At 49.7% G+C, this 21,464-nt stretch carries 18 protein-coding genes; 17 read left to right on the top strand and 1 reads right to left on the bottom strand.

Annotated features, from left to right (window positions below; genetic code table 11):
- Positions 1-65 precede the first annotated feature (65 nt).
- Positions 66-302 (bottom strand): DUF2626 family protein, encoded by a 237-nt coding sequence (locus DFP94_RS01975; protein WP_114494760.1) that lies wholly within the window; start codon positions 300-302, stop codon positions 66-68.
- 346 nt (positions 303-648) lie between these two features.
- Here DFP94_RS01975 and DFP94_RS01980 point away from each other — a divergent pair, with 346 nt between their 5' ends.
- The 17 genes from DFP94_RS01980 to DFP94_RS02060 all read left to right on the top strand — a co-directional run bounded on the left by DFP94_RS01980 (position 649) and on the right by DFP94_RS02060 (position 21,448).
- Positions 649-1,302 carry an RsfA family transcriptional regulator gene (locus tag DFP94_RS01980; protein WP_114494761.1) on the top strand — a complete coding sequence of 218 codons (654 nt, stop codon included), beginning with the start codon at positions 649-651 and terminating at the stop codon, positions 1,300-1,302.
- Positions 1,303-1,461: 159 nt separating this feature from the next.
- The gene (locus tag DFP94_RS01985; RefSeq protein ID WP_114494762.1) at positions 1,462-2,439 is read left to right on the top strand and encodes a ketopantoate reductase family protein; all 978 of its coding nucleotides are present in this window, start codon (positions 1,462-1,464) and stop codon (positions 2,437-2,439) included.
- 122 nt (positions 2,440-2,561) lie between these two features.
- Entirely contained in the window at positions 2,562-2,945 is a 384-nt protein-coding gene (locus tag DFP94_RS01990; protein ID WP_114494763.1) for a DUF3397 domain-containing protein, read from the top strand.
- Positions 2,946-3,166: 221 nt separating this feature from the next.
- Positions 3,167-4,876, top strand: a complete 1,710-nt coding sequence (locus DFP94_RS01995; protein ID WP_114494764.1) for a peptide ABC transporter substrate-binding protein — start codon at positions 3,167-3,169, stop codon at positions 4,874-4,876.
- A gap of 206 nt (positions 4,877-5,082) precedes the next feature.
- On the top strand, positions 5,083-6,015 hold the full coding sequence (locus DFP94_RS02000; RefSeq protein ID WP_114494765.1) for an ABC transporter permease: 933 nt from the start codon (positions 5,083-5,085) through the stop codon (positions 6,013-6,015).
- A 3-nt stretch (positions 6,016-6,018) separates the two neighbouring features.
- Entirely contained in the window at positions 6,019-6,981 is a 963-nt protein-coding gene (locus tag DFP94_RS02005) for an ABC transporter permease (protein WP_114494766.1), read from the top strand.
- Positions 6,982-6,992: 11 nt separating this feature from the next.
- Positions 6,993-7,988 (top strand): ABC transporter ATP-binding protein, encoded by a 996-nt coding sequence (locus tag DFP94_RS02010; RefSeq protein WP_114494767.1) that lies wholly within the window; start codon positions 6,993-6,995, stop codon positions 7,986-7,988.
- On the top strand, positions 7,985-8,923 hold the full coding sequence (locus tag DFP94_RS02015; RefSeq protein ID WP_114494768.1) for an ABC transporter ATP-binding protein: 939 nt from the start codon (positions 7,985-7,987) through the stop codon (positions 8,921-8,923). The genes DFP94_RS02010 and DFP94_RS02015 overlap by 4 nt, the downstream gene beginning before the upstream one ends.
- 183 nt (positions 8,924-9,106) lie before the next feature.
- The gene (bshC, locus tag DFP94_RS02020; RefSeq protein ID WP_114494769.1) at positions 9,107-10,744 is read left to right on the top strand and encodes a bacillithiol biosynthesis cysteine-adding enzyme BshC; all 1,638 of its coding nucleotides are present in this window, start codon (positions 9,107-9,109) and stop codon (positions 10,742-10,744) included.
- Between the two features lie 12 nt (positions 10,745-10,756).
- Positions 10,757-12,022 (top strand): adenosylhomocysteinase, encoded by a 1,266-nt coding sequence (locus DFP94_RS02025; RefSeq protein WP_425459223.1) that lies wholly within the window; start codon positions 10,757-10,759, stop codon positions 12,020-12,022.
- Between the two features lie 273 nt (positions 12,023-12,295).
- A complete protein-coding gene (mraZ, locus tag DFP94_RS02030) occupies positions 12,296-12,733 on the top strand; it encodes a division/cell wall cluster transcriptional repressor MraZ (RefSeq protein WP_114494771.1) in 438 nt (145 codons plus the stop codon).
- A 73-nt stretch (positions 12,734-12,806) separates the two neighbouring features.
- Positions 12,807-13,781, top strand: coding sequence for a 16S rRNA (cytosine(1402)-N(4))-methyltransferase RsmH (rsmH, locus tag DFP94_RS02035; RefSeq protein ID WP_114494772.1), 975 nt, complete (start codon positions 12,807-12,809; stop codon positions 13,779-13,781).
- A gap of 1 nt (position 13,782) precedes the next feature.
- Positions 13,783-14,202 carry a hypothetical protein gene (locus DFP94_RS02040; protein WP_114494773.1) on the top strand — a complete coding sequence of 140 codons (420 nt, stop codon included), beginning with the start codon at positions 13,783-13,785 and terminating at the stop codon, positions 14,200-14,202.
- A gap of 20 nt (positions 14,203-14,222) precedes the next feature.
- On the top strand, positions 14,223-16,451 hold the full coding sequence (locus tag DFP94_RS02045; RefSeq protein ID WP_114494774.1) for a penicillin-binding transpeptidase domain-containing protein: 2,229 nt from the start codon (positions 14,223-14,225) through the stop codon (positions 16,449-16,451).
- Positions 16,452-16,529: 78 nt separating this feature from the next.
- Positions 16,530-18,488: a stage V sporulation protein D gene (locus DFP94_RS02050; RefSeq protein ID WP_114494775.1), complete on the top strand. Its 1,959-nt coding sequence runs from the start codon at positions 16,530-16,532 to the stop codon at positions 18,486-18,488.
- Between the two features lie 72 nt (positions 18,489-18,560).
- On the top strand, positions 18,561-20,051 hold the full coding sequence (locus tag DFP94_RS02055) for a UDP-N-acetylmuramoyl-L-alanyl-D-glutamate--2,6-diaminopimelate ligase (protein ID WP_114494776.1): 1,491 nt from the start codon (positions 18,561-18,563) through the stop codon (positions 20,049-20,051).
- Positions 20,051-21,448, top strand: coding sequence for a UDP-N-acetylmuramoyl-tripeptide--D-alanyl-D-alanine ligase (locus DFP94_RS02060; protein ID WP_114495737.1), 1,398 nt, complete (start codon positions 20,051-20,053; stop codon positions 21,446-21,448). Before DFP94_RS02055 ends, DFP94_RS02060 begins: the two co-directional genes overlap by 1 nt.
- Positions 21,449-21,464: the final 16 nt, after the last annotated feature.

Raw genomic sequence — 21,464 nt, forward strand, 5'->3', positions numbered from 1 at the left:
TCGCAAAAAATGAAAAAAGGCGCTCCGGATGAGCCGGATCGCCTTTAGTTTTGGAACAGAGGGGATTATAGCGGCATTCCCATCTGAAAGATTGTCCAGTAGCTGAAGCCTGTAAAGGCTACAATCATATATCCCCAGAAGAGCAAGATATACGTTCTTTCCGTGAACTTCAGGTAACCGAACAGTACGAAGAAGGCGGTTTGCAGGAAGAACAGCAAAGCCATTTCAATCAGGTTGCCGGCAAAAGCCATTAGTCCGATGGCCAGTGTAAAAAAGCCAAGAACGCGGAACATGCGTGCCAAGAGAAAATCCCCCTTTCCTATGTATACACGTCTACCGATTTCTATACCTCATTATACCCGCTCCCCCAACAAGTGTAAACGAAAAGTCGATAATAATTAGAAAGTTTAGGCTTGTTGTGTGACTTATATTATTGCCTGATATTTGTGAATGATGTGTGCTTATTTAGTTTTTTTAAAATGAGGTATGGAGGCGCTTTAATTTGGCAATACATTTTAGTATCAAATAGATTCTATGAACTCTATGAGAGGCATAGAAATGGAGTAAGAAGTTTTTTACCAGCACGCCTGCCGGAACAGCCGGCCGGAAGACGGTTATATTAGGATGTCGTTAGGAGGTTTTTATAGCATGACAGCGGTGAGACAAGATGCGTGGAGTGCGGAAGATGATTTGATTTTGGCGGAAGTGACTCTGCGCCATATTCGGGAGGGCAGCACTCAATTGACTGCCTTTGAGGAAGTGGGAGAGCGTATCGGGAGAACGGCGGCAGCGTGCGGCTTCCGGTGGAACAGTTGCGTCCGCAAAAAGTATGAGGCGGCGATCGGCATTGCCAAAGCTCAGCGGCAAAAACGGAGTTATTTAAAGAAGCAAGGATCTATTGCGGGAAATCCGGCGATATCCTCGCTGGCTCCGGTCGAACTGGATGAAGGGAATTACAGAAGTGAAGGGGTAACGGAAGAGACCATTTCGATCGACGCCGTGATCCGGTTTTTGCGCGGCTGGAAAAGCACGATTCAGGATACGAGCCGGCATGTTAAATCTCTTGAGAAAGAACTGAGGGAAAAGGAAGATCTGCTTGCCAGACTTCGCGAGGAAAATGAACATTTATCCACGCAAGTAAATGAAGTGCAGACCGACTACCGGGTGGTTAATGACGATTACAAAGCGTTAATTCAGATTATGGATCGTGCCCGCCGTTTGGCTTTTCTTAATGAAGAAGAAGAGGATGCAAAAACGAGATTCAAAATGGATGCGAATGGGAATTTGGAACGAATCGAATAGTCAAGCTTCAAATTAAAATCCTGCCTCTGAGGCAGGTTTTTTTTTTGTGTAATTTTGGCCGGAAAGTCCCTTCGCGAGTTGTTTTGTATTTTTGGGGGGAGGTTTGGTATAAAAGAAGTAGGGAACTTCGGTCGCTTTAAGGAAAGGAAGAAAGAAAGTATGAAAATAGATATTATCGGTGCGGGTGCTCTCGGCATGTTGTTTGGAGGGATGCTGGCGGGCGCCGGCGAACAGGTTGCTTTTTGGACGAGAACTCCCGAACAGGCAGAGATGCTGAATAGGGAAGGATTTGAAGTGGAGGGGCCCAAAGAATCAAAGTTTTTTATTGATTCCGGCAGCTTTGCGGCGCATACGCTACATCAGGCGGCAGAACATGGGAGAGACCGCGCTCCGGATTGGATTTTACTGACCGTGAAGCAGCGGCATATCGATGATCGGCTGTTGAAGGCTATGGGTGAAATTATGGGGCCAAAGACGAAAATCGCTTGTTATCAAAACGGAGTCGGACATCTTGAAAAAATAAAGACGGCCTTCCCTGACAGATATCTCTATGCGGTTGTTACTACCGAAGGAGCGAAACGGACAAGCGGAGGCAATGTGAAACGCGCAGGACTGGGAAAGACGGAAGTAGGGATCCCGGTATCTGCGGGTTTGAAAAAAAGGGAGCAAGGAAGTCTGGCGGAGTTGGACCGAATTGGAAGAGAAAACGCGGAAAGTTTGATTCTTGGACTTGAAAAGGCAGGATTCGCCGTCTTTTTGTCGAATGACATCGATAAGGAGATTTACAGAAAACTGCTGATCAATGCCGTTATAAACCCTTTAACCGCCCTGTTGCGAATCCCTAATGGAGAATTACTGGCAAGAAATGAGCGTACGGATCTGATGCGCCAGCTTTGCGATGAAGGGGTGGCGGTCTACCAGGCCTATGGAATTTCCGTTGATCCGGATATGTACGGCACGATCGCGGCGGTTTGCCATTCTACTGCTGCGAATACTTCATCCATGTTAAAAGATGTTCTCGAGGGTTCCCCGACGGAAGTTGACTTCATTAATGGCCGTCTTGTTGAAATGGCCCGAAAGGTAAATCTTCATATCCCTGGACATGAAACGCTCTGGCGGCTGATCAGCGCTCTTTAGACTCAGAAGAGATATAATATTATAGTAACTCACCGAGCAAGTAACCTTTTGCATACGGTCTTGAAGAATGAGGACCATTATCCGGCAAGTAAACCCGGTAAATACATTGAGGAGGTGGAAATTTGAGTATTTTGCTCACGTCTGTCATCATTCTCGCCATCATACCCGTCATTCCCTTTGTGCTTGTTTATTTTATTGCTTCTTATGTAAAAAAAGATAAAAAGGCTGCGGTAAAACTGGCTATGGATGTGACAACGCTGTTTTTGATCCTGTCCGTTTCTGCCTTGTTTAACAACGTCTTCGGTTCCAAATTCGGTTTTTATCTTATCTTACTGGTGCTGTTGATTGCGACCGGATTAATCGGAGGGGCGCAAAACCGCTTGAAAGGCAAGGTGGATATGCGCAGGCTGGTAAGGGCAGTATGGAGACTGACTTTCGCCGGAACCGGCGTCGCTTATATCCTGCTTTTTCTCATTAGCTTCATTACATATATTAGCGGAGCATAGGTCGCGCTAAAGAGAAAAAATTGTTACATAAAATTATGACATGTTTGGTTAATTGTTAAGCTTAGAAAAAGTCAATATTGTATAATGGACTATTTTGTTAAATAAATAGTCCTTTTTATTAACCAATGATTAAATTTCTGAAAATTTATGTTGGATTTTTTTGACCGCTGGTTGTATAATCTAAAAACATATACCACAATTTTTAAGGGGGACACTGCAAGATGAAGAAGAGTAAGAGTCTATTACTGCTTTTGACACTAGTTCTTGCGGTTGGTACGCTGCTAGCGGCATGCGGATCGAACGACAAGAAAAATAGTGCCTCAAACGGCGGTAACAACGCAACTTCCAACAGTGGCGAAAAGGCTGCTAACAGCGGTGATGAGAAGTTGGCCGCAGATCAAACGCTTAGAATCAACCTGAGTGCAGAGCCGCCTACTTTCGACCCGGCTCAAGCGCAAGACAGCCAAGCCAACACGGTATTGAAAACCATGTACGAAGGCTTGACGCGCATGGATGATTCCGGTGAACCGCAACCGGCTGCTGCCGAGAAATGGGAAATTGACGGAACCAAGTACACTTTTCATCTTCGTCAAGATGCTAAATGGAGCAATGGCGACCCTGTAACCGCGAAGGATTTCGTATTTGCTTGGGAACGCGTACTCAGCCCGAACACACAACCGGCCGCTCCATACGCTTATCAGTTGTATTACCTTAAAAATGCTCAAGAATATAATGAAGGAAAAGTTACGGACTTCAGCCAAGTCGGCGTAAAGGCGATCGATGATTACACGCTTGAAGTGGAAATCGTAGCTCCTACTCCATACTTCCTGGGTCTGACTTCTTTCTATACGTATTATCCTGTTCACTCGTCCGTTAAGGATGATGACAAATGGGCTGTTGACGCTAGCAAAATGATCGTAAACGGCGCATTTACTCTGACTAACTGGATTAAAGGCCAAACGATCGAAGTGACCAAAAACGAAAACTATTGGGATAAAGACAGCATCAAGCTTAACAAAATTTCTATGTCTTTGGTAAACAGCAGCGCAACTGAATTGGCTAGTTACCAAAACGGCGAGTTGGATCGCGTAGGTCATCCTAACGGTGAAATTCCAACCGACCAAATTCCGATCCTTAAAGATCAATTGAAAGATGAATTGGGGATTAAAGGGATCGCAAGTACGTACTATTACGAATTTAACGTGACGGCTGAGCCGTTTGATAACGTAAATATCCGTAGAGCTTTTGCAATGGCCATCGATCGCCAAGCGATTGTCGATAATGTAACTCTCGGCGGACAACTTCCTGCATTCGGTTATGTTCCTCCGGGCATCAAAGGCGTTAACGACGAATATCGTAACGAACACAAAGACGACTACTTCACGGAAAACCTGGAAGAAGCCAAAAAATTGCTCGAACAAGGTATGCAAGAAAAAGGCTATACAAAACTTCCTGAAATCACTTTGATTTATAACTCCAGTGACGCGCATAAGAAAGTTGCGCTTGCTGTTGCAGACATGTGGAAGAAAAATCTTGGCATTAACGTGAAAACGGAAAACCAAGAATGGGGCGTATTTATCGAAAACCGTCAAAACCTGAACTATCAGGTGGCTCGTGCCGGCTGGACTGCCGACTACAACGATCCTATGACGTTCTTGGATATGTGGGTAACCGGCGGCGGTAACAACGACACTGGTTTCACCAATGCAGAATACGATAAATTGATTGCTGAAGCGAAATCTACTGATAAAGCAGAGACACGCGACGCTAACTTCTCGAAGGCAGAAGAAATTCTGATTAAAGACAATCAAGTTTTGATGCCAATCTACTATTACACTAACGTTTCGGCTGAGAAGCCTTATCTGAAAGGCGTAGTGCTTGATTTCAGTGGCGGCGTTGACTACTCTCGCGCTTATCTGACTGAAAAGTAATTCCAATCAGCAGGCATATGCAAGAACGAAGCGAATAGCAACTTCGGGATATATATGTGGGTATTCCATATATATCCCGTTTTTTTTGTGTGCGGCAGTTCCCCAAGGATTTCATGATTATACAATCAAATGGAATAGACAAAGCGGTTTGTTTCACCTAAAATCGAAATATGTCGAAATTTTATTAGGAGGAGGTGTTAACGGGCATGGTACGTTATGTAGCCAATAAGTTTTTTTTCATGTTGGTTTCGCTATTTATTTTGATTTCAGCCACCTTCTTTCTGATGAAAGCCATTCCAGGCGATCCTTTTACATCGGAGAAAAAGGTGCCGCCTGCGATTCAAGAGCGTCTATATGAGCAATATGGACTCGACAAGCCCGTCATTCAGCAGTATGTAAAATATTTAGGTGATATTGTCCAAGGGGATTTTGGCATCTCGATGAAAATGATCAATCAAGATGTATCCAAAATTATCGGTCAAACTTTCTCGGCTTCTTTGAAGCTAGGCGTTGTGGCGATCGTCGTTGCCGTTATCGTCGGGGTGGCTTTGGGAATGCTTGCCGCCTTGTATCATCGCCGGCTTATCGATAACGTGGCCATGGTGCTGGCGGTATTGGGCATTGCTGTCCCAAGCTTCGTGGTAGCCTCATTGCTGCAATATGTCTTTGCTTCAAAATTACATTGGCTGCCCACGATGGGTTTTAAAGGGCCGTTGTATTACGTATTGCCGGTTGCGGCCTTGACCGCACAGCCGATTGCTTTTATCGCTCGTTTGACGCGTTCGAGCATGCTGGAAGTTTTGCATGCCGACTATATCAAGACCGCGAAGGCAAAAGGTTTGAGTTGGATGGCGATTTTGTTCCGTCACGTTATCCGCAATGGAATTATGCCGGTCGTTACTTATCTTGGACCGATGACGGCAAACATCGTTACGGGTTCGGTTGTCATTGAGCAAATTTTCGGTATCGGCGGGATCGGCAAGCAGTTTGTGCAAGCGATCAGCGTTCGCGATTATCCGCTCATTATGGGGATTACGATTTTCTACGGCATTTTGTTGATGTTGGCGCGTTTCGTTACGGATATCGCTTACGTCTTCGTTGATCCGCGGATCAAGCTTACGAAAGGGAAGGAGGGATAAAGGATGGATACGAATTCAATTAAAGTGATGACGACTCCGGCCGATTTGACTCCCGATGATTTCCGAAAAATCGGTACCGATGAAAAAGAAGCCGAAGTGATCCAGCGCGAAAGTATTTCCGCTTGGCGCGATGCGTGGCAGCGTCTGCGCAGTAACAAGATGGCGATGACCGCGCTTGTCGTGTTGCTGTTAATTACGATCACTGCCTTTGTAGGTCCGCTGATTTCAAAATGGGTACATGGTTATAACTATTATTCGAATGATCTGCTGAATACGAACAAAGGTCCATCCGCTACGCACTGGTTCGGGACGGACGATCTCGGACGCGATATGTGGGTACGTACCTGGAAAGGGACGCAAATATCCCTGCTCGTAGGCTTTGCTGCCGCATGTATCGATTTGTTTATCGGTGTCATTTACGGCGGTATTATGGGCTACTTCGGCGGCCGTGTTGATGAAATCATGAATAAGTTTTCCGAAATTCTGTATTCCATTCCTTACTTGCTGGTAACCATCTTGTTGCTTGTCGTAATGGAACCGAGTTTGGGGACGATTATTCTGGCTCTGACGATTACAGGCTGGATTAACATGTCTTGGATTGTCCGCGGTGAAATTATGCAACTTAAAAACCGCGAGTTCGTGCTTGCTTCCCGTTCGATGGGTGCCGGTTCCGGACGTCTCTTGTTCCGCCATCTGCTGCCGAATGCGGTAGGCCCGATTATCGTTACGGTGACATTGTCCGTACCTAACGCGATTTTTGCCGAAGCTTTCCTTAGCTTCCTTGGTCTCGGTGTACAGGCACCGATCGCATCACTGGGTTCGATGATCAATGATGCCCTCACAGGCTGGTTGTACTACCCTTGGCGTATGCTGTTCCCGGCCATTGTCATCAGTTTGACGATGTTGGCGTTTAATATTTTTGGCGACGGTCTTCGTGACGCGTTGGATCCTAAACTGAAGAAATAGGAGGTGGAATGATGGAGCCGATTTTACAAGTCAAAGATTTGCACGTCTCTTTCCAAGTGAAAGGCGGCGAAGTGAAAGCCGTTCGCGGCATGAACTTTGAAGTAGGTAAAGGAGAAACGGTTGCGATCGTAGGTGAATCCGGCAGCGGCAAGAGCGTAACGGCCCAAACGATCATGCGCCTGATCCCGTCCCCTCCGTCAATCATCAAGCAAGGTGAAATCCTGTTCCAGGGACAGGACCTGCTCAAAAAAAGCATCAAACAGATGGAAGCAATTCGCGGTAAAGATATTGGCATGATTTTTCAGGATCCGATGACCTCTTTGAATCCTACTATTAAAGTAGGCAAACAAATTACTGAAGTACTCATCAAACATCAGAAAATGTCAGCGGGCGAAGCGAAAAAACAGGCTATTGAAATGTTGAAGCTTGTCGGCATTAATAATGCCGAAGCCCGCTTTAACCAATACCCTCACGAATTTTCCGGCGGTATGCGGCAGCGCGCGATGATTGCAATCGCGCTGGCTTGCCGTCCCGCGCTGCTGATTGCGGATGAACCGACTACCGCGTTGGACGTTACGATCCAAGCGCAAATCATGGATGTCATGAAGGAGATGCAGCAGCGTCTCGGCACATCCATCATTCTGATCACGCATGACCTGGGCGTAGTTGCCGGCATGTGTGACCGGGTTATCGTTATGTATGCCGGTGAAGTAGTGGAAACCGGCACGAAATGGGAAATCTTTAAAAACCCGCAGCATCCTTATACAAAAGGCTTGCTAAGATCGATGCCGCGTCTTGACCAGAAGAAGGGGGAGCCGCTGATTCCAATCATCGGGACTCCGCCGGATCTGATCAAGCCACCGATCGGCTGCCCGTTTGCGGCACGCTGTGAACAGGCTATGAAGATTTGCGAACGCATCGATCCGGGGGCGACTGTATTCAGCGACACCCATATGGCCCGTTGCTGGGATCTTCACCCGATGGCCAAGGAGGGACAGTCGTCATGAGCAAAAACCTGATCGAAGTTGAAGGATTGAAGAAATATTTCAATGTCGGCGGAGGCAACGTGCTTAAAGCCGTCAACAATATCAGTTTTTCGATTGCCGAGGGCGAAACGCTTGGCCTTGTGGGCGAATCTGGCTGCGGTAAATCGACGGCCGGCCGGACCATTCTCCGTTTGTACGAGCCGACAGGCGGAAGCGTACGTTTTAACGGAACGGACATCAATCAGTTGTCGCCGCGCAAAATGAAGGCGATGCGCCGCGATATGCAGATGATCTTCCAAGACCCGTACGCTTCGCTCAATCCGCGGTTTACGGTTACCGATATTATCGGTGAAGCTCTGGATATTCACGGGCTTGCCGGATCGCGTGCCGAACGGAAAAAACGCGTGGAGGAACTGCTTGATATGGTAGGGTTAAACCCGGACCATGCAACGCGGTATCCCCATGAATTTTCCGGCGGACAACGCCAGCGGATCGGGATTGCCCGCGCCCTTGCGGTAAATCCGAAGTTCATCATTTGCGACGAACCGATCTCCGCACTCGACGTATCCATTCAGGCCCAAGTCGTCAACCTGCTTAAAGATCTGCAGGATCGCCTCGGCTTGACCTATCTGTTTATTGCCCATGATTTGTCTATGGTCAAACATATCAGTGACCGTGTTGCCGTTATGTACCTGGGACGAATCGTAGAATTGGCGGAGAGCGAAGAATTGTATGCCAACCCGCTTCATCCTTACACCAAAACGTTGTTGTCTGCGATTCCGATTCCGGACCCGGAAGTGGAAGCCAATAAGAAGCGGATTTTGCTAGAGGACAGCGCCAACGGTCCGATTGCTTCGGCCAAAGACGGGGTTTCAAGCGGTGGCGCGTTTGATCTCGACAATTCGGAACTCGTGGAAGTTTCCAAAGGCCACTGGGTATCGATGCCGAACAAATAACTTTGTTTCCGGATAAGCCGGATTCAGATCATAAGATGCTCTCGCACCGTTTCTTGAGGTGCGGGAGCCTTTTTATAATAAGGTAGCATCAAAAAGGCTATTCCTGTTTAGCGATTATTTGCAGGGTGTGCTATATTTTTAAAGAGTCTACCTTTGAGAAGAGACAGGAGGATCGAAACTCTGATGAATATTGTTCAGGAGCCGCTGCCAACCGGGCAACCGCTGGCGGAAGCGCTCATTCAGGATTTTTCACAAGTAAGTCATCTCTATCAATATAATCCGGCTGACGATAACAGCTGGAGCGAAAGACTAAAATGGCTGGATCAAAGCGATCGGCTTCGTGTGGGTCGAAAGGAGCTTGTGACCCAGCTACGCGAATTCAATCTGAAGCATAATCCGCATGAAGCGGTTACCCGTCATCTCGATCAGCTGGAACAACCGGGTACGGCGGTCATCGTGGGGGGACAGCAAAGCGGTCTGTTCACAGGCCCGCTGCTCGTCATCTATAAAGCCGTAACAATTATTAAGGCGGCTAAAGAAGCTGCCTTGAAATTGAACCGTCCGGTCGTACCCGTGTTTTGGATCGCCGGGGAAGATCATGATTGGGACGAAGTCAATCATACTTATGTCTTGTCGCAAGATTTGCAAGTAACACGGATCCGGATTGCGCATGAGCATGAACAAGGCTTGCCGGTTAGCTGGAGCGAGTTGAGTGCCGAGTCATGGGAACAAGTTGCCGGGGAGCTGGAACAGCTGCTTCCGGAGACCGAGTTCAAATCGGGCCTGCTGGAATTATATCGACACAGCGCGACTTCATCGGTCACGCTGAGCGAGTCCTTTGCGAAGCTCATGGGGCACTGGTTTGGGAAATACGGACTCATCCTGCTGGATTCCGCAGCTACGGAATTGCGACGGCTTGAAATTCCTGTATTCGAAACGATGATTACGCGTAACGACGAACTTGAAGAAGCTTACCTGGAGGCGGCGCACGATATGCTTCGTCTCGGCCACTCCCTTCAAGCGGATGCCCGGGAGAACGGGGCCAATCTGTTTTACATACACGAGGGTGAGCGATTGCTGCTGTTTAAGCAGGAAGGCAAGTTCTGCGACCGGAAAGAGAAGGTCGTTCTGACTAAACAGGAACTTCTTGAACGGCTACATGATCATCCTGAGCGTTTCAGCAACAATGTGTTGACCCGGCCTCTTATGCAGGATTCCTTGCTGCCGGTCCTTGGCACGGTGCTGGGAGCCGGTGAAATAGCATACTGGGGCTTGACCCGCGGGGCGTTCCGCCGTCTGGATATGCAAATGCCGATCCTGCTCCCCCGGGAATCTTTTACGCTCCTGGAAGGTACGCTTCAGAAGCATATGGATAAATACAGTCTCCGCTGGGAGGATGTCAAGGATCGTGAGGTATTTCAAGCCAAACGCGAGACCTGGCTCTCCGGACAGGATGCGCTTCATCTCTCGGAACGATTCGATGAAATCAAGGTGGCATTTACCGGCATGTATGATCCATTGATCGAACAATTGGGCGGCATTCAAGCCGGTTTGACCAAGCTCGGCAACGCCAACCGGGACAAAATCATCGATCAGATCGATTATTTGCGCGGAAAAGCCAAGGATGCGCTTGAAAAGAGTAATGAAGCGGGGCTTCGTCACTTCGACAGAATTGAACTCTCGCTCTTCCCGCTCGGTAAACCGCAGGAACGGGTTTATAACATTTTCTATTATTTGAATCGTTACGGAGCTGACTGGATTGACGACTTGGCTGTAATTCCTTATGATGTAACGGGAAAGCACCGGATTATATATTTGTAGGAGGAATGAATCATGAGTTCTGCGCTTCAAAACAGCATTGTTGCGGATTTGAAATTAGCCCCGGAAGGGCATTTGAAAATTGACTGGGTAGAAGCCCATATGCCGGTGCTTGGACGCATCCGGAAGCAGTTCGAGGCGGAGCAGCCTTTTAAAGGTTTGAAAGTCGCAATTTCGTTGCACCTGGAAGCCAAAACCGCCTATCTGGCGAAGGTAGTTCAAGCGGGCGGCGCCGAAGTAACGATTACGGGCAGCAACCCGTTGTCTACTCAAGATGATGTGTGCGCAGCACTTGTGGAGGACGGGGTGACCGTTTTTGCAAAATATAATCCGGACCCTGCTGAGTATAAAGAGCTTATGGTCCGCGCGCTGGAAACCAAGCCGGACCTGATTATCGACGACGGTGGTGATCTCGTCACGATTTTACATTCCGAGCGTCCCGATCTGCTGGAAAATGTCCGCGGCGGTGCCGAAGAAACTACGACCGGGATTTTGCGCCTTAAGGCGATGGATAAAGAAGGAAAATTGGAATTCCCGATGGTTGCCGTCAATGATGCCTATTGCAAATATTTGTTCGATAACCGCTACGGAACGGGACAATCCGTGTGGGACGGAATTGATCGGACCACCAATTTGGTTGTAGCCGGTAAAACCGTTGTCGTTGTTGGCTATGGCTGGTGCGGTAAAGGCGTAGCCATGCGGGCCAAAGGGCTTGGCGCCAACGTCATCGTAACCGAGATAGATGCGATTAAAGCGGTTGAAGCCTACATGGACGGCTTCCGCGTCATGCCGATGCTCGAAGCGGCCAAGATTGGCGATTTCTTCGTGACGGTTACCGGCAACCGCGATGTGATTCGTGGCGAGCATTACGATGTGATGAAGGACGGTGCGATTCTCTCCAATGCCGGACATTTCGATGTGGAAGTGAATAAGCCGGAACTTGCGGAGCGTTCCAGCGCTGTTCGGACGGTACGCCGCAACATCGAGGAATACCACCTGAAGGACGGCCGTAAGATGTATGTTCTTGCGGAAGGGCGTCTCGTCAATCTCGCCGCCGGGGACGGACATCCGGCTGAAATCATGGATATGACGTTTGCGCTGCAAGCTTTGTCGTTAAAATACGTCAACGAGCAGTACGAGCAAATCGGCAAAACGGTGGTCAACGTGCCTTATGAGCTCGATGAGCAGGTGGCCCGCTTTAAACTGGAAAGCCTGGGTATGGGTATCGATTCATTATCCGATGAACAGCGCGCGTATCTTGACAGTTGGCAAGAGCATTAAGATAGAAGATCTTTATTAAGCTTCTGTTGTAATATAAACATACGTACATGGCCCTTCCCTTCAACATAGAGGGAGGGGTTTTTTGCGTCCTCATTGGAGTTTCGCAGGCGTTCGGACATACTTCAGAACAATGCGCATTCAGGACAGGGCGATTTTACCAATAAAAAAAGTTTGAACAATAGAAGGATTTTGACTTTGGATGCAGAATAATAACTATTCATAGTGGTGGAAAGTGGGTCAAAGTGGGGGAAAGAGGTAAGGAGTGAGCAACCGATGTTTATGGGGGAATTCCAACATAGCATTGACGAGAAAGGCCGAATTATTATCCCGGCTAAGTTTCGTGATCTCCTCGGAAGCTCTTTTGTCGTTACCCGCGGCCTGGATCAGTGCCTTTTCGTATACCCGTTGCAAGAGTGGGAAGTACTTGAACAGAAGCTGAAAGCTTTGCCACTGATGAAATCCGACGCGCGCGCGTTTACCCGGTTTTTTTTCTCAGGGGCGACGGAATGCGAGTGGGATAAACAGGGAAGGGTAAATTTACCCTCCAATTTAAGGCAGTACGCCAAACTGGAGAAGGATTGCGTCGTTCTCGGCGTGTCGAACCGGGTAGAAATTTGGAGCCGGGATACGTGGGAGCAGTACTTCCAGCAATCCGAAGATACTTTTAACGAAATTGCAGAGAAGCTGGTTGACTTTAATTTCGACTTATAAAACTTTTAAACCGGGAAGCTCAAAGTATCGGATACATAACGCTTGACCCGGATCGGTCTGGAGGGCTGCAGTCTTGTTTCATCACATCACGGTGCTTAAGAAAGAAGCGACAGAAGGGCTGCGCATTAAGCCGGACGGTATTTATGTGGATTGCACATTGGGCGGCGGCGGTCACAGTGCTGTCATTTTGTCCCAGCTTGGCGAAGGCGGCAGGTTAATCGCCTTTGATCAGGATGATTGGGCGCACGACAATGCCAAGGAACATCTTGGTTCTTACGGTGACCGACTCACTCTAGTAAAAAGCAATTTCCGCCATTTGCAGGAGAAATTGCTGGAACTGGACGGAGTTCCGCAGCATGACGGGGTCCCGCAGGTGGACGGCATTTTGTACGACCTCGGCGTTTCGTCTCCCCAGTTTGATGAGGGAGAACGCGGGTTCAGTTATAATGCGGATGCTCCGTTAGATATGCGGATGGACCAATCCGCGAAGCTGACGGCAAAGGAAATCATTAACGAATGGGCGGAACGTGAAATTGCTCGTATTTTGTTTCAATATGGCGAGGAGAAGTTCTCGAGACGAATCGCGAAGGTCATCGTGGAGAAAAGACAGTCGTCTCCGATCGAGACGACGGGCCAACTGGTCGAGTTGATAAAGGAAGGTATCCCGGCAGCGGCGCGGCGAACCGGCGGACATCCCGCCAAACGCAGCTTTCAGGCTTTACGGATCGCGGTGAATGATGAACTGGGCGCTTTGGAAGAGGGGCTTCATGCGGCTGTCCGTTGTCTTGCTCCGGAAGGAAGGGTCTCGGTCATTACTTTTCATTCGCTCGAAGACCGGATATGCAAACAGATTTTTGCAAGCTATGTGGAAAGATGCACCTGTCCGCCCGATTTTCCGATGTGCGTGTGCGGAGGCAAAGGATCATTAAAACTGATTAACCGGAAACCTGTGGTTCCTTCGGATGAGGAACTGGAACAAAATCCGCGGGCACGCTCGGCAAAGCTGCGCGTAGCGGAGAAATTGCAATCTAAAGCGGAGGACATGTGAAATGGCTTATACACGGGGGAATTTGGCAGTAAAAGAGAAAACAGCGGAACGCGGGCATCAGAATCCACGGTACCGTGAAACGACGAAAGTAGTAACACGGCGTTCGTCTCTTCCCGTTAAGGAGAAGTTGCTCTATATGGTGACCATTCTTTTTTGCGTGGCCGTCATGGGCGGCCTTTTGTGGCAAAACGCTAATCTTTATAGTATTAAACGAGAAATGTACAATTTGGATACCGAAATGCAGACGATGACCGTAGAAGTGAAGGAATTGTCCGTACAGAAGGAAAAGCTGGAGGAAGAGATTCCGGCAAAGGCAGCCGCGCTTGGTTACGTGGAGCAGCAAGAAGGTTTCCATATTCAAGTTCCTTCAAATTCGCAAGCAACCGGACCGGTGGATGAAGTGACCACCGCAAAAAAATAAGGATTTAAAGAGGTTTAGCGATGATCAAGAGAATAAGACTTAGGACGCTGCTGATAGGGGGATGTATAACCCTCTTTTTTGCTGTATTGATGGGGAGAGTATTCTGGCTCCAGGTCGTTGAAGCTGATTTCTGGCAGGGACACGCCGAAGAACTCTGGTCCAAAAAGAAAATTCTCCCGGCTACTCGGGGAATGATCACCGACCGGAACGGAGATGTTCTGGCGGTGGATGCACCTGCTTATACGGTGGCCATCAATCCCAAGTTAATCAATGAGCTGGATCTGAAAAACGAAGTAGTCGACGGGTTGAATAAGCTGCTCGGAAAAGACAAGGGTGAGCTGGAAGAGCTGGTAACGGCCAAGAAGAAGGACGGCCAATTTTACTCCCAGCGCGAAGTCCGCAATGAAGGCTGGAAGATCGATCAGGAGTTGCGGGATCAGGTGGAGGCTTTCGCCAAGGAATTGAAGGAGAAGCATAAACTGGACGATACGGGCATTTACCTGGTCAAAGAACAAAAGCGCTATTATCCTAAAAATAATCTCGCAGCACATGTGCTGGGGTATACGGATCGGGAAGGCAATGCAGTATCCGGGCTTGAAGCCTACTATGATGAAGAGCTTAGAGGGCAAGACGGCTCGATCGAATATAAGAGCGACGGCAGGGGAATCGAGATTCCCAAAGCTAGCGAAATCTATAACCCCGTAAAGAATGGCAAGAACATCCAGCTGACGATTGACTATACAATCCAGTATTATATCGAAGAAGCTATGAAGGAAGCATTCGACGAGTTGAAGCCGATCAGTATGACGGTCATCGCAGCCGATCCGAAGACGATGAATATCTTGGGGATGGCCAATCTGCCCACTTATAATCCGAATGAATACTGGGTTGATGTGGACCAGAAAAATTTCTACAATCATGCGATCAAGTCGGTCTATGAGCCCGGCTCGACGTTCAAGATCGTCACCTTGGCCGGAGCCGTCCAGGAAGGACTGTTCAATCCGAACGCCACGTACACCTCGGGGAGCATCCGGGTGCCGGGGCAAACAATCCATGACCTTAAACGCTCCGGATGGGGCCAAATCAGTTATATGGAAGGGGTTAAGCGTTCAAGTAACGTTGCTTTCGTCAAATTAGGCTATGAAATGCTTGGACCGGATCGGCTTAAGGAATACGTCGATAGCTTCGGCTTCGGACAAAAGACCGGAATCGAGCTTCCCGGAGAAGCCAAGGGCGTCGTAACTCCGGAGCAGCAGGCGGACTTTGCGGCGATGGCCTATGGTCACGGTAAGCTGCTGGTTACTCCGCTGCAGCAAGTAGCTGCGGTCGCGGCTGTGGCAAACGGAGGAAAGCTGCTGGAGCCGCATATCGTGAAGTCGATTACCGATCCGCAAACCGGCGAAACGGTTAAGACTCAAACCAAAGAGATCCGGCAAATTCTTTCCCCGGATAAGGCAAAGGAAGTCGGAGACTATCTGGAACAGGTTGTATCCGACCGGAAAATCGGGACCGGACGTCATGCCTATATCGAAGGGTATCGGGTTGCGGGGAAAACGGGAACGGCGGTAAAACCGGTGAAAGGGGTATATGATTATACCAAACAGGTTATATCGTTTATCGGCTACGCTCCGGTAGATGATCCCAAAATCGCCATCCTAGTATTGATCGATGAACCGAAAGACTCGGAGCTTGGCGGCGGGGCTGCCGCTGCGCCGGTGTTCCAGAAGATCGCCAATCAGACGCTTCAGTATTTGGGCGTACCTAAAAAAACGGAAAATACGGCGGCTAAAAGCGGGCAAGTAAGCAGTAGCGGGCAAAAAACGCCTGATTTAAAAAATATGTCCCTGCAGGAAGCAAAGAACCTGCTCGGCAGTAAAGGGATTTCCTATGCAACGTTAGGGAGCGGAAAAGAACTGGTATCCCAGTTTCCAAAGGCGGGAAGTACGCTAAAGGCAGGCCAGCATATGTATCTCCTGACCGAGGAAGGGAAAGCGATGACGATTCCGAATCTCAAAGGAGAATCGCTTCGTGAAGCGATGGAACTTCTCTCCGCGCTCCAGGTATCGGTGACGGCGGAAGGAGAAGGTTATGTCGTCTCGCAAACTGCCTCGGAAGAAGGCGGCCAACGAAAGGTGCATTTGGTTCTGGAGCCTCCGTTCATGCAAGCCGGAGATAACGACCCGGACAGATCCGGCGAAGAGGAAGCCGGAGACGAAAATGCCGACGAAGCTTCCGGGTCTTCTCCATAGCTTGTTCTAACCCCTGTTTGTCCTGAATATTCATGTGATGAGATAACCATGTGTCAGGATGGAACAGGGGGGCAATCGATGAGAATATCCAAAGTAATTGTCCGGCGGAGGTTGTTGCTGCTGCTCACGCTGCTTTGTCTGCTGTTTGCGGCTCTCGCCGTCCGGCTTGCGTACGTACAGATCGGCAAGGGCGCCGAATTGTCGGCCAAGGCGGAAGATTCATGGCGGCGCAATATTCCTTACTCTGCCAAGCGGGGCGAAATTGCAGACCGTAACGGCAGTGTGCTGGCCTACAATATTACGACGCCGACGGTTATGGCGATTCCGGTTCAGGTAAAAACACCGGAAACCACGGCTCGGAGTCTGGCGCCTTTGCTCGGTATGAGCGAGGAAACCGTTTTAAAAGCGATCACCAAAAAACAATCCATAGTCAGGCTGCAACCCGGCGGACGCAAAATTACGATGGAAAAGGCGCAGCAAATTCGTGATTTGGCTCTTCCGGGTATTGTCGTTGCCGAGGACAATAAAAGGTATTATCCTTATGGAGGGCTTGCCGCCCATATCCTCGGCTTTACGGGGGGATATAACCAGGGACTCACAGGAGTAGAGAGCAAGTACGAGAGCGAACTGAGCGGTATGAACGGCAGTGTCTCTTATTTGTCGGATGCCGGGGGCAGGCTGATGCCAGGCTCATCGGAAAAATATGCCGCGCCGAAAGACGGTCTGAATCTTACGCTGACAATCGACAAATCGATTCAAAGCATCATGGAACGTGAACTGGATCAGGCGATGGCCAGACTTCAGGCCAACTCTGCCCTGTCCATCGCGATGAACCCTAAAACCGGGGAAATCCTGGCGATGGCGGCAAGACCGGGTTATGATCCTGCCGAGTACCAGGAGGTCGAGGCAGAGGTTTATAATCGCAATCTGCCGATTTGGATGACCTACGAGCCGGGTTCTACGTTCAAAATCATCACCCTGGCAGCCGCCCTGGAAGAGAAGAAAGTAAGTCTCCTGCACGAGCGGTTTTTTGATCCCGGATTCGTTAAGGTAGGAGGCGCTACGCTTCGCTGTTGGAAAAAAGGCGGGCACGGCAGCCAGACTTTTCTGCAGGTGGTGGAGAATTCCTGCAACCCCGGATTCGTGGCGCTAGGCCAGCGGCTGGGTAAAGAAACTTTGTTCAAATATATCCGGGATTTTGGGTTCGGTACCAAAACCGGCATCGATCTTGGCGGCGAGGAGAACGGCATCCTGTTTAAACTCTCCCGGGTCGGTCCGGTGGAACTGGCCACGACATCATTCGGTCAAGGGGTTTCGGTAACGCCTATTCAACAGATTGCAGCCGTGTCGGCTGCGATTAACGGCGGGAAGCTGTATAAGCCTTATGTAGCCAAGTCATGGACCAACCCGGACACCGGAGAAGTGGTTTACACCAATGAACCGGAAATGGTCCGGCAGGTTATTTCTGAAAATACGTCCAAACAGGTCCGGGAAGCGCTGGAAAGCGTAGTGGCTAACGGAACCGGGGGCAATGCGTTTATCGACGGCTACCGCGTCGGCGGGAAAACGGGGACCGCACAGAAGGTAATCAACGGACGTTACTCGCAAAATGAGCATATTGTCTCGTTCATCGGCTTTGCACCGGCAGACGATCCCCAAATTGTCGTGTATACGGCGGTGGATAATCCTCAGGGCATACAGTTCGGCGGTGTAGTGGCGGCTCCGATCGTCCGCAACATCATGAAGGACGCCCTGGAATATATGAAAATTCCGCCCCGCAAAGACCAGGTTGCCAAGAAGTATAAATACGGCGAAACTCCGGTCGTTACAGTGCCTGATTTGATCGGGCATACGGCTCAGGAGATTTACGAGGATATGAATATGAATTTTAACCTCGCCAGATCGGGAGCGGGCAATGTGGTGATCAATCAGGCACCCAAAGCCGGCACGCGGGTGGATAAGGGATCGACGATCCGGATTTATATGGGCAGCGAAGCGGATGCGGAACAAAGTCATAATCATGAAACTAGTGAATAAAATTCCTGAACTTCGCCTTTTTTGGTGATAATATGGATAGTGGCGTTTTGAATATTGACGGAGGGGTAACTTATGCGGCTTAAAGATTTAGCAAATTATATCATAGCGTCGGAAATACAAGGGGACGCAGAAGTCGAGTGCAGCGGCATTTCCATTGATTCACGAAAAATCCAGTCCGGCGATTTGTTTCTTTGCCTGCCGGGGCATACGGTAGACGGACATGACTATGCCCAGAAGGCATCCGACCAAGGCGCTGCTGCGCTCGTAGTACAACGGTGGCTGGAGGACGTCGAGCTTCCGCAACTTAAAGTGAAGGACAGCCGGCTTGCGATGGCGGTGCTGGGTAATGTGTTTTTCGGTTCGCCAAGCTCGCGGATGAAAGTAATCGGGGTTACGGGCACGAACGGAAAAACGACAACAACTTATTTAATTGAGCGGATTCTTGAAGATCAGGGGAAAAATACCGGCCTGATCGGCACGATTCAGCGCAAGTTTGCCGGCCGGACATTTCCGATGTCGGGTACAACACCGGAATCTCTTGACCTTCAGCGTTATCTTCATGAAATGCAGGAAGCCGAAGCGGCGTATTGCGTCATGGAAGTTTCCTCGCATGCCCTGGAACAGGGGCGCGTAAAAGGAACGAGATTCCGAACGGCAATTTTCACGAACCTGACGCAAGACCATCTGGACTACCATCATTCGATGGAGGAGTACCGGGCGGCCAAAGGACTGTTCTTTTCGCGGCTCGGCAACACTTATGATCCTTCTTCCGATCTTCGCAGCTATGCGGTGCTAAACGCTGACGATCCGGCCTCGGCTTATTTCGCCAAGCAGACGGCGGCGGAGACGATCACTTACGGAGTCGAGCATGAAGCGGATATACGGGCATCGAACATATCGATCACCGCAAAAGGAACTTCCTTCCATGTGGATACATTTCGGGGAAGTGCCGACATCATGCTGAAAATGGTCGGGAAATTTAATGTTTACAATGCGCTGGCAGCGATCTGCGCAGCACTGCTGGAAGAAATCCCGCTTGCTGCGATCAAGGACAGTCTCGAATCGATCCAAGGCGTGGAAGGCCGCGTTGAGGCCGTGAATGAAGGCCAGGACTTTGCGGTCATTGTCGACTATGCGCATACGCCTGACGGCTTGGAAAATGTCCTGAACACGGTAAACGAGTTTGCGAAGGGCCGCGTCATTAGTGTCTTCGGCTGCGGCGGAGACCGGGACCGGACGAAACGCCCGATTATGGGCAAAATTGCCGCCCGCTTATCCAACCACGTGATCGTGACTTCCGATAATCCGCGGACGGAGAATCCGGATCTTATTTTGAAAGATATCGAAGATGGATTGAAAGAGGATCAGGTGCCGGGCGACCGTTATGAGCTCATCGTGGACCGTCGCGAAGCCATTCAAAAGGCTATTGAAATGGCAAGCCCCGAAGATGTAGTATTGATTGCGGGGAAAGGCCATGAAACCTACCAGTTGATCGGGAAAGAAGTGCACGATTTCGATGACCGGATCGTGGCTAAAGAAGCGATAAGGGGTTTAGACAAGTGATAAAACGAAAATTAGCGGAAATTGCCGCCATGTGCGGAGGCTACGTCGCAAACGCCGGCGATTCCGATCTCATCATAGAAGGAGTCGTTACCGACTCGCGCAAAATTACGCCGGGATGTCTGTTCATCCCGCTGGCCGGCGAACGGTTTGACGGACATGACTTTGCCGGCGATTGTCTCCAGGCCGGCGCGGCTGCCGTCTTATGGGCTGCGCCCAAAGAGACTCCGCCGGGTCCGGGCATCATCGTCGAGGATACGCTTGAAGCGATGCAGGCGCTGGCGAAGAGCTATCTTGCCGCCTGCGGAACAAAAGTGGTGGGCATCACGGGCAGCAACGGTAAGACGACGACCAAGGATCTCGTATTCTCGCTGCTTGCCACGACGTTTAAAGTCCACAAAACGCAAGGGAACTTTAACAATCATATCGGTTTGCCGCTGACGATCCTGGCTATGCCCAAGGATAGCGACGTAGCTGTGCTGGAGATGGGGATGAGCGGGCGGCACGAAATCGAGCTGCTGTCAAAGTTGGCTGAACCGGAAACCGCCATCGTCACCAATATAGGGGAGGCGCATCTCCTTCAACTCGGCTCCAGGCTGGAAATCGCCCGTGCCAAGCTTGAGATTTTGTCGGGTATGAAGCAGGGAGGGCTGTTTGTCTATAATGGGGACGAACCTCTTATCAAGGAGGTATTGGCCGAGCCCGCTACCGTAAAGCCGGACGGCTTGGAAATGATGACCTTCGGTCTCGGCGGCGCCAATGACGATTATCCTAGCGGTATCATGTTCATGGAGGACAAAACGGTGTTTACCTCCCGGTCGGGCGGAAGCACGCCGCTCGAATTGCCGCTGCTTGGCGAGCATAATGTGGTTAATGCACTGGCGGCCCTAGCGGTAGCACGTCATTATGGAGTCTCCGAGGCGAATATTGCGGAAGGACTAAGCCGTGTCAAGTTGACGGGAATGCGAATTGAAACGGTTGTCGGAACCAGCGGGATTACGATTCTGAACGATGCTTACAATTCGAGTCCGATCGCGGTAAAAGCCGCTATTGGCGTTCTTGAGAAAAAACGCGGTTACCGGAAAAAGATTGCCGTTCTTGGGGATATGCTGGAGCTCGGCGCAGCAGAGGAGGATTTTCACCGCGAAGTCGGCAGATTTCTTACGCCGGAGAAGGTGGATCTATTGTTTACTTACGGCCCGCTTTCCGAGAAAATCGCGGAAGGCGCCGCGGAAAGATTGGAACCAGGCACTATTTTTGCATATCATGATAAAAGTGAGCTGATTGAAATGCTGATTTCCATGCTGCATTCCAAGGATGTACTGCTTGTGAAGGCTTCGCGCGGAATGAAGCTGGAAGAAGTCGTCGACGCAGTCAAAAATAGCAGTCTAGAGCGATAATACCGGCGAAAGGGGG

It is taken from the genome of Fontibacillus phaseoli (assembly GCF_003337355.1).
GTDB lineage: Bacteria > Bacillota > Bacilli > Paenibacillales > Paenibacillaceae > Fontibacillus > Fontibacillus phaseoli.

Coding starts and splice junctions, on each gene's coding strand:
- mraZ (WP_114494771.1), top strand. CDS start 12,296: ATGTTTATGGGGGAATTCCAACATAGCATTGACGAGAAAGGCCGAATT.
- DFP94_RS02010 (WP_114494767.1), top strand. CDS start 6,993: ATGGAGCCGATTTTACAAGTCAAAGATTTGCACGTCTCTTTCCAAGTG.
- DFP94_RS02040 (WP_114494773.1), top strand. CDS start 13,783: ATGGCTTATACACGGGGGAATTTGGCAGTAAAAGAGAAAACAGCGGAA.
- DFP94_RS01985 (WP_114494762.1), top strand. CDS start 1,462: ATGAAAATAGATATTATCGGTGCGGGTGCTCTCGGCATGTTGTTTGGA.
- DFP94_RS01995 (WP_114494764.1), top strand. CDS start 3,167: ATGAAGAAGAGTAAGAGTCTATTACTGCTTTTGACACTAGTTCTTGCG.
- DFP94_RS02005 (WP_114494766.1), top strand. CDS start 6,019: ATGGATACGAATTCAATTAAAGTGATGACGACTCCGGCCGATTTGACT.
- DFP94_RS01980 (WP_114494761.1), top strand. CDS start 649: ATGACAGCGGTGAGACAAGATGCGTGGAGTGCGGAAGATGATTTGATT.
- DFP94_RS02015 (WP_114494768.1), top strand. CDS start 7,985: ATGAGCAAAAACCTGATCGAAGTTGAAGGATTGAAGAAATATTTCAAT.
- DFP94_RS02050 (WP_114494775.1), top strand. CDS start 16,530: ATGAGAATATCCAAAGTAATTGTCCGGCGGAGGTTGTTGCTGCTGCTC.
- DFP94_RS02055 (WP_114494776.1), top strand. CDS start 18,561: ATGCGGCTTAAAGATTTAGCAAATTATATCATAGCGTCGGAAATACAA.
- bshC (WP_114494769.1), top strand. CDS start 9,107: ATGAATATTGTTCAGGAGCCGCTGCCAACCGGGCAACCGCTGGCGGAA.
- DFP94_RS02045 (WP_114494774.1), top strand. CDS start 14,223: ATGATCAAGAGAATAAGACTTAGGACGCTGCTGATAGGGGGATGTATA.
- DFP94_RS02025 (WP_425459223.1), top strand. CDS start 10,757: ATGAGTTCTGCGCTTCAAAACAGCATTGTTGCGGATTTGAAATTAGCC.
- DFP94_RS02000 (WP_114494765.1), top strand. CDS start 5,083: ATGGTACGTTATGTAGCCAATAAGTTTTTTTTCATGTTGGTTTCGCTA.